Genomic DNA, 7,934 nt, shown 5'->3' with positions numbered 1-7,934 from the left:
TTTTGGCGGTGGGTTTTCGCTGGGGGAGCTCGCGCGCACCAAGTGGGTGTCCGCCACCGTTGTTGGGGTCGGGGTTTTGCGCGCGATGCCGTCCCTCAGGGCTGCCAGGTCTGCCCACCCGGATCCGACAACTGCCGGTCGAGGTAATACGCCGCGCTGAGGCACGCCAGGTGGGTCAGCGCCTGCGGAAAGTTGCCGAGCTGATCGCCGCGCAGGCTCAGTTCCTCGGAGAACAGGCCCAGGTGGTTCGAATAGAGCACGCCCCTGGCCATGATCTCGCGCGCCTCGTGCAATCGGCCTGCGCGCGCCAGGCATTCCACATACCAGAACGTGCAGGTCGTAAACGCGCCCTCGCCTCCTTCGAGGCCATCGGCGTTGCGATAGCGGAAGACCAGCCCGTCGTCGGTGAGCTGGTCGCGGATCGCATCGAGCGTCGCCAGCCAGACGGGATCCGTCGCTGAAACGAAGCGGACCAGCGGCATCATCAGCAAGGAGGCGTCCAGGTCGGTGCCGCCCTCGGTCTGCACGAAATAGCCTTTGTCCGGGTGGCGGAAATTCGCCCAGATATCCTCGGCGATGCGGTCGCGCTCGGCGGCCCATTCGACGATCGGCCCGGGCAGCGAACGCTTCGCCGCAAGCCGGAAGGCCCTGTCCAGCGCCACCCAGCACATGAGCCGCGAGTGCAGGAAGTGGCGCGGCTTGTCGCGAATCTCCCAGATACCTTCATCGGCATCGCGCCAGTGGCGCGACACGTGGTCCACCATGCGCCGCACGTGCGCCCAGCCGGCGTGGCTGGAGGCCGTGCCGTACTTGTTCGCAAGGTACAGGCTGTCCATCAGCTCGCCGTAGATGTCGAGCTGGGTCTGCGTACGCGCCGCGTTGCCGATGCGCACGGGCCTCGAGCCCGCATAGCCGGCCAGGTGGTCCAGCGTGGACTCTTCGCGTGCCTCGCTGCCATCCAGCGAATACATGATGCGCAGCGCGGCGTGCTTGTCGAGTTCGGCGAGCCGGTCCTCCGTCCACTGGCGGAAGTGCTCGGCTTCATCGATGAAACCGAGGCGCATGAAGGCATAGACGGTAAATGACGCGTCACGCATCCACGTGGCACGGTAATCCCAGTTGCGCTCCGCCCCGGTCGCTTCGGGCAGGCCGAACGTGGCGGCCGCCGCGATCGACCCGTGCTTGTGCGAGGTGAGTAGCTTGAGGACCAGCGCCGAGCGGTCAACCCGCTCGCGCCAGCGGCCGCGGTAGTTGGAGCGGCGGGTCCAGCGGCGCCAGGCGTCGGCCGTGGCGGCATACGCGGCCTCACACTCTTCCGCCGTCAGCGGATCGTGCTCCTCGTGGCCGAGCACGAACCAGGCGCACTCGCCAGGGCCCAGCGTGAAACGCGCCGCCGCCTCGCCGTCTCCCATCTCCAGCGCTACCGTGGCGGCGAACCGCAGCGAATGCTTGCCCGCATGGAATACAGCCGTACCACCGTATTCTTCGACCTCGGGCACGTCGCGTGCGTAATGGAAGCGCGGACGGCAACAGACACGCAGATCGACCCGGCCCTGGTTGACCCGCACGCAACGGACCAATGCGCGCGGCACGCGCACGTTCGCCTCGGGGTGCGGCATGAAATCGGTGAGCTCCACGCTGCCCGTTTCGGACAGCCAACGGGTGATCAACACGTTGGTCTCGGGGACGTAGAGCTGCATCAGGCGCGCGTCATCCAGCGCGGGCACGACGCTGAACTCGCCGCCCTTCTCCGGATCGAGTAACGCCGCGAAGATCGTGGGGCTATCCAGGTGCGGCCAGCACATGAAATCCACGGTGCCGTCGGTGGCCACGAGCGCCGCGGTATCCAGGTCGCCGACGATGCCGTGATCGCTGATATGGCGACCGGGAACGGGGTTGGCCAAAGGCACGACGTGCATCTCCTTCACCGGGCTGGGTGAAGGAATGCCACGCCGCGCGTGAAGATTTGGCGGAGGCGGTTCAGAATTCGAGGCGATACGCCACTTTCACCAGCCCCTCGTTCACATCCTTGAGCGAGAAGCCGTGACGGAACTGCGAATCGACTTCGTCGTTCGCGTCCTGCTCGTAGCCGCCGCGGTTGTAGACGATATAGAGGTTGGACAACGGTGCGATCTCGTAGCGATAACGCACCTGGAAGCCGAGGTTGGCGACACCCAGGCCATCGATCGGCTCATTGCTGGGGATGGCGCGGCCGGCGCGGTCGATCTCGTAGGCACCGCGCAGCTTCGCACCGACGGCCAGGGTCTGCAGCTTCACGCGCAACTCCTGGCGGTTGCCGAAGTTCCAGTTCACGCCGCTGTCGATGCCCACGGTGCGGCCATCGAACGAACCCACCAGGTTGTCGTGCTGCCAGATCAGCCAGTTCGGGTCCCACTCGTAGCTTGCGCCGGCGAAGATGCTGAAGGCATCGGTGATGAAGTACGTCGGCACGAACTTGAAGTAGTAGCCGAGGCGATGGTAGCCGGTGAGTTCATTGCCACTGATGTACCCCTCGGCTTCCCAGCTCCAGCGGCCGATGCGCGGCCGGGTGCGCTCGTACTGGAGCTTCGCGGTGGGCGGGTTGTGCACGGCGTTGCCGCCGCGGGTAAGCAGGTCGTCGTACGACGCGGTGAAGCCGTCGAAGCGCCACAGCTCCATGCTGCCATCCCGGCGATTCGCATTGAGCTGGACGCGGTAGCGCCGCTGCACGTTCACGCCCCGGGTGTTGTCGATGCCCGAGAGCCGGTAGCGCCACAACAGCGAGCTGTACGCGGAATCCGCCGGCATGCTGGTCACGCGCTGGCGCACTTCCCAATGGAAGTACTCCATGTTGTTGCGCGGCAGGTAGCCAAAGTCGTTGATGTCGAGGCGGCGGCCAAAGTACATCCCCAGCCACTGCTGGGCCCAAGTGTCGTTCATCTGCCAATACGCGATGCTGGTGGCGCCCAGGCCCGAGCTGTTCGCCTGCGGCTGGTCGATCTTGCTGCCGACGACATTGCTGGTGATGTTGAACGCTTCGTTGGGCTGCCAGCGGTGATCGAGGCCGAGGACGTTGGCGTCGCGGTCCTCGTAGGGATGGTTCACGCGCGTCGCGAGCATGCCAAAGCTCTGCGTATCCACGCTGCGCAGCAAGCGGATGGCGCCGAAGCTCCGGCCCGCGTCGCCCTTCTCCTGCGCGGTGAGGATGCCGTAGCTGGTCTGGCCCACGCTGCCGTTGACCTTCACCGCGGCGCAGATGTCCGCGGGGCCGTGGCCATCGTCGGCTTCGCCACCGACGCGGCGTGTATAGACCAGCTGCGAGTAGTCATCGAGCAGGCTGAAATCGAAGATGCCCTGGTTCTCGGTGAAAAACGGGCGCTTGTCGGTGAAGAAGGTTTCTTCCGGCGAGAAGTTCACGACGAGGTCGTCGCTTTCGACCTGGCCGAAGTCGGGATTGATCGTCGCCGTGAGCTGGGTCTGGCCGTTCGGTTTCCAGAGGATATCGGCGCCCTCCTGGAAGGATGCGCCACCGTGGCCGTGCTCGACCTTGCCGACGACGTACGGGGTTACCGCGAACAAGGTCTGGTTGTAGGCCGGCATCTGCACCTTGTTGAAGACCGACAGGAAGCGCCCCTGGTCGAAGCTCACCGCCGGCCACGCCATGCGCTCGCCGGTGCTGCCGATGACGCGGTCGATGTAGAGGCCGATCGTGCGGGTATCGCCCTCGGGCTTGCGCATCTGCGCCACGTACCACGGGATCAGCACCTCCACGGTGTAGCCATTGGCGTCCTCGGAAACCGCGTGGTCCCAGATGCCATCCCAGTCGTAGCTGAAGTCGGATTCGTTGGTGATGACCTCGTCCGCGATGCCGCCCGTCGATTTCACCTCGAAGTCGAAGCCGGTGCGGCCGTCGCCATCGAAATCGACCATGACATTGATGCGGTCGACGAGTGCATCTTCATCGCGCCGCGCCGCCTGGCGCGAGCGCGGGATATCCGCCGACTGGGTGACCCGGATCGCCACGGCCAGGCCCTTCGGCGTCGACAGCACCCATGCCTCGGTGGGTTGGGAACCGGGCTTGCCCGTGCGCGGCTGGGTCTGCCGGAAATCGGTGATGTGCTGCGCCCCCTGCCACTCGGCCGGATCGATATGCCCATCGATCACCACCTCCGCGTGGGCGGCGGTAGTGGCGAGGGCCAGGGCGAGGAACAGCGAGAGGCGGCGGCGCATGCAGGGTCCGTGGCGAAAAATCCTGCGGAAAGGATGCCTGCGGGCTCGCAAAGGTTTGCCATGACCCTTGGCACAGGCGCCTAGGCTGATTCCCTGATGAGGTCGATCAGGGCCCGCAACGGGGCCGGGACGTGGCGGCGCCCCGGGTAGTAGAGGGCCAGGCGGTCGAACGGCGGCGTCCATTCGCCCAGCACGCTTTCCAGGCGACCCGCGGCGATATCGGCTTCCACGTCGTATTCGCTGAGGTAGACCAGGCCGATACCGGCCAGGGCCGCCTCGCGCAGCAGGTGGGGCTCATCCAGGGTAACCGTCCCCGGCACGTCGACCGTAAGGGCTTCGCCGTGTCGCTCGAACTCCCAGTGGTAGATGTGGCCGGAGGCCATGCGGGCGCGGACCGAGACGTGGCCGGAGAGGTCCCCCGGGCTTTCCGGGCGACCGTGCGTGGCGAAATACGCCGGTGAGCCGACGACGAGGTGCCTGATCGGCGCGCCTAGCGGCACGGCGATCATGTCGCCGGGGACGATATCCGTGGTGCGGAAGCCGGCGTCGTAGCCGTCGCGGACGATGTCGATCATCCGGGCCTCGGTCACCAGTTCCAGCTGGACCCGGGGAAAGCGCTGCATGTAGGGGATCAGCAGCGGCTTCATCAGCCGCCGGGCGGCGCCCGCCGACGTATTGAGGCGCAGGGAACCCACCAGCTCGTCGCTATCCTCGCCCGCCCGGGCCATGGCATCGCGGATGCCGGATACCGCCGGGGCCACCTCTTCCACGAAACGGCTCCCCGCGTCGGTCAGGCGGACGCTTCGCGTGGTCCGATGGAACAGCCGGGTGCCGATCCGCGCCTCCAGGGCCGCGACCGACTGGCTGAGGGCCGAGGTCGACATCTCCAGCTCGGCGGCCGCCGCGCGGAAGCTGCCATGCCGGGCCACCGCCAGTACGGCTTCCAGTTCGGTCAGACCGCTACGCATTGTCCGCTCCTGCTTCATACCGCATTCGGATTTATCCAGCTTATCAGGTCAATGTGGCGTCCTCATCCTTGGGTGGTCACTCAATCGCACTGGAGACCTGCCCCATGTATGACCTCAACCAGATCTATGTCGACGGCGCCTTCGTCACCCCGCACGGCGAGGAGCGCTTCGAGCTGTTCAATCCGGCCACCGAGGCCGTCATCGGCACGGTGCGCCTGGCCGACGCGGACGATGCCCACCGTGCGATCGCCGCGGCGAAGCGCGCCCTGCCCGCCTGGTCGCGAACGACGCTGCCCGAGCGCGCCGCCCTGCTTCGCCGCATGCACGCCGCTGTCGCCGCGCGCGAGAACGAACTGTTCGCTGCCATCACCGAGGAATACGGAGCTCCCGTGTCGCGGACGCGCTGGATGGCCCAGTACGCCGCGCAGGTCTTCCTCGATGCCATCCATGCGATGGAACACTTCGAGTTCGAGCGGACCATGGGCATCGCGCATGTCGTCATGCAGCCTGTCGGCGTCGTCGGCCTGATCACGCCATGGAACGCGAATGCCAGCTTTATCACCGGCAAGCTTGCCTCCGCGCTAGCCACCGGCTGCACGGCCGTCATCAAGCCGAGCGAAATGAGCGCGCTGCAGACGCGTGTGGTGATGGAGGCGCTGCATGAAGCCGGCGCACCCGCGGGCGTGTTCAATATCGTGACCGGCCGCGGCGATGTCGTGGGCGCCGCCATCGTCGACAGCCCGGACGTGCGCAAGATCTCGTTCACCGGTTCCACCGCCGTGGGCAAGGGCATCCTCCGCGCCGCCGCAGGCGACATCAAGCGGGTAACGCTGGAACTCGGCGGCAAGTCGCCGACGATCATCCTGGACGATGCGGACTTCGCCACCGCCGTGCCGCTGGCGATCCAGGCGGGCTTCATGAACAGCGGTCAGGCCTGCGTCGCCGGCACGCGCATCCTCGTGCCGCGTTCGCGGATGGCAGAGTTTGAAGCGCTCGCCACGGCCGCGGTCGACGCCTGCGTATCGGGCGACCCGGCGCATGCCGACACGACGATCGGGCCCATGGTGAGCCAGAAACAGTGGGATCGCGTGCAGTCGTACATCGCGAAAGGTGTGGCCGAAGGCGCGCGCCTCCTCGCTGGTGGCGAAGGCCGCCCCGAAGGCTACGCCCGTGGCTGGCTGGTACGCCCTACCCTGTTCACCGATGTGCGCAACGACATGACCATCGCGCGCGACGAAATATTCGGGCCGGTGCTATCGATCATCGCGTACGACGATGAAGAGGAAGCGATCGCCATCGCCAACGACACGAGCTATGGGCTTTCCGCTTACATCGCCACCGGCGACCTGGCCCGCGGCGCGCGAATGGCAGCCCGGATCGACTCGGGCCGCGTAATGATCAACACGCTGACCCATGAACCGAAGGCACCCTTCGGCGGGTTCAAGCAATCCGGCCTCGGCCGCGAGAACGGCGTGATCGGCCTCGAAGCATACCTCGAGCCCAAGGCCATCATCGGCCTGTAACCAAGGCTGGTAGGAGCCCACCCTGTGGGCGACATCTTTCGCCTCACCGCGACAGGCCCCGTGGCACTGTCGCGAACGGCGTCGCCCACAGGGTGGGCTCCTACGACCATTCGCAGGCGTGCTACTTTTCGCGAGCCAGACCAACTTTGGGGATCCCATGCTCGCACGTACCTGCCTCGCGCTCGCCCTCGCCGCCGCCGTGGCCCTGCCCGCCCTTGCCGATGAGGCGAAGAAGTCGCCCACGCCGAAGGAGCTGCTGGCCAAGTCCACGCCCGCCGAATGGCGCACGCCCGATCCGCAGAACCTCGTGTACATGGACCTGCCCCAGGGCCGGATCATCATCGAGCTTGCCCAGGACTGGACCCCGGCGCACGCCGCGAACATCCGCACGCTGATCCGCGAGCACTACTTCGATGGCACGCAGGTGATCCGCGTGCAGGACAACTTCGTCACCCAGTGGGGCGACGCGGACGGCGATGACAAGGCTAAGGCCAAGAGCATCGGCACGGCGAAGGAAACCCTGACGCCGGAATTCACCCGCAAGGGTGGCAAGGCTTACCCGTTCACCAGGCTGGCCGATGGCGATGTGTACGCGCCGGAAGTCGGCTTCTCGGACGGCTTCCCCGTAGCCCGTGACCCGAAGGCCGGCGAAGCCTGGATCGCCCACTGCTACGGCACCGTGGGCGTGGCCCGTGATACCGGCGCCGAAACCGGCAACGGCAGCTCGCTCTACGCGATCATCGGCCAGGCCCCGCGCAACCTCGACCGCAACCTCGCCGTCGCCGGCAAGGTCATCAAGGGCATGGAAATCCTCTCGGCCTACCCGCGCGGCGGCGAACCGATGGGCTTCTACGACAAGCCCGAGCAGCGCGTGACGATCAAGAGCGTCCGTCTCGCCGCCGATGTGCCCGAAGCCGAGCGCACCCCGATCCAGGTGCTACGTACCGACAGCAAGACCTTTGCGGCCGTGGTCGATGCCAAGCGAAACCGCAAGGATGACTTCTACACCCGCCCGGCGGGGAAGATCGACCTGTGCAACATCAGCGTGCCGGTGCGCGATCCTTCGAAGAAGTAGTGCCCTTTACTGTGGGAGCGGGGGGGGGGGCGCGGGCGGGGCGGGGGGCCCCGCGGCGCCCGGGCGCCCGCGCGCGCGGGGGGGGGGCGGGGGGGGGGCGGGGGGGCGGGGCCCCCCCCCCCCCCCCCCCCCCCCCCCCCCCCTCCCACGGTAGAAGGT

5 protein-coding genes are annotated in these 7,934 nt (G+C 66.9%); 2 read left to right on the top strand and 3 right to left on the bottom strand.

Annotated elements, in window-relative coordinates; genetic code table 11:
* Positions 1-95 precede the first annotated feature (95 nt).
* The 3 genes from ACTHLF_RS14690 to ACTHLF_RS14680 form a co-directional block, all read right to left on the bottom strand.
* The gene (locus ACTHLF_RS14690; RefSeq protein ID WP_440328104.1) at positions 96-1,910 is read right to left on the bottom strand and encodes a glycoside hydrolase family 15 protein; all 1,815 of its coding nucleotides are present in this window, start codon (positions 1,908-1,910) and stop codon (positions 96-98) included.
* A gap of 70 nt (positions 1,911-1,980) precedes the next feature.
* A complete protein-coding gene (locus ACTHLF_RS14685) occupies positions 1,981-4,209 on the bottom strand; it encodes a DUF5916 domain-containing protein (RefSeq protein WP_440328103.1) in 2,229 nt (742 codons plus the stop codon).
* A gap of 80 nt (positions 4,210-4,289) precedes the next feature.
* Positions 4,290-5,177: a LysR family transcriptional regulator gene (locus tag ACTHLF_RS14680; RefSeq protein ID WP_440328101.1), complete on the bottom strand. Its 888-nt coding sequence runs from the start codon at positions 5,175-5,177 to the stop codon at positions 4,290-4,292.
* A 104-nt stretch (positions 5,178-5,281) separates the two neighbouring features.
* On the opposite strand from ACTHLF_RS14680, the gene ACTHLF_RS14675 reads away from it, so the two are divergent.
* Positions 5,282-6,700, top strand: coding sequence for an aldehyde dehydrogenase family protein (locus tag ACTHLF_RS14675; RefSeq protein ID WP_440328099.1), 1,419 nt, complete (start codon positions 5,282-5,284; stop codon positions 6,698-6,700).
* Positions 6,701-6,857: 157 nt separating this feature from the next.
* Positions 6,858-7,775 (top strand): peptidylprolyl isomerase, encoded by a 918-nt coding sequence (locus ACTHLF_RS14670; RefSeq protein WP_440328097.1) that lies wholly within the window; start codon positions 6,858-6,860, stop codon positions 7,773-7,775.
* Positions 7,776-7,934: the final 159 nt, after the last annotated feature.

This window comes from Luteibacter sp. (assembly GCF_051958795.1).
Lineage (GTDB): Bacteria > Pseudomonadota > Gammaproteobacteria > Xanthomonadales > Rhodanobacteraceae > Luteibacter.
The sequence above is the reverse complement of the archived record's forward strand: the minus strand, read 5'-3'. Positions and strand labels throughout refer to the sequence as shown.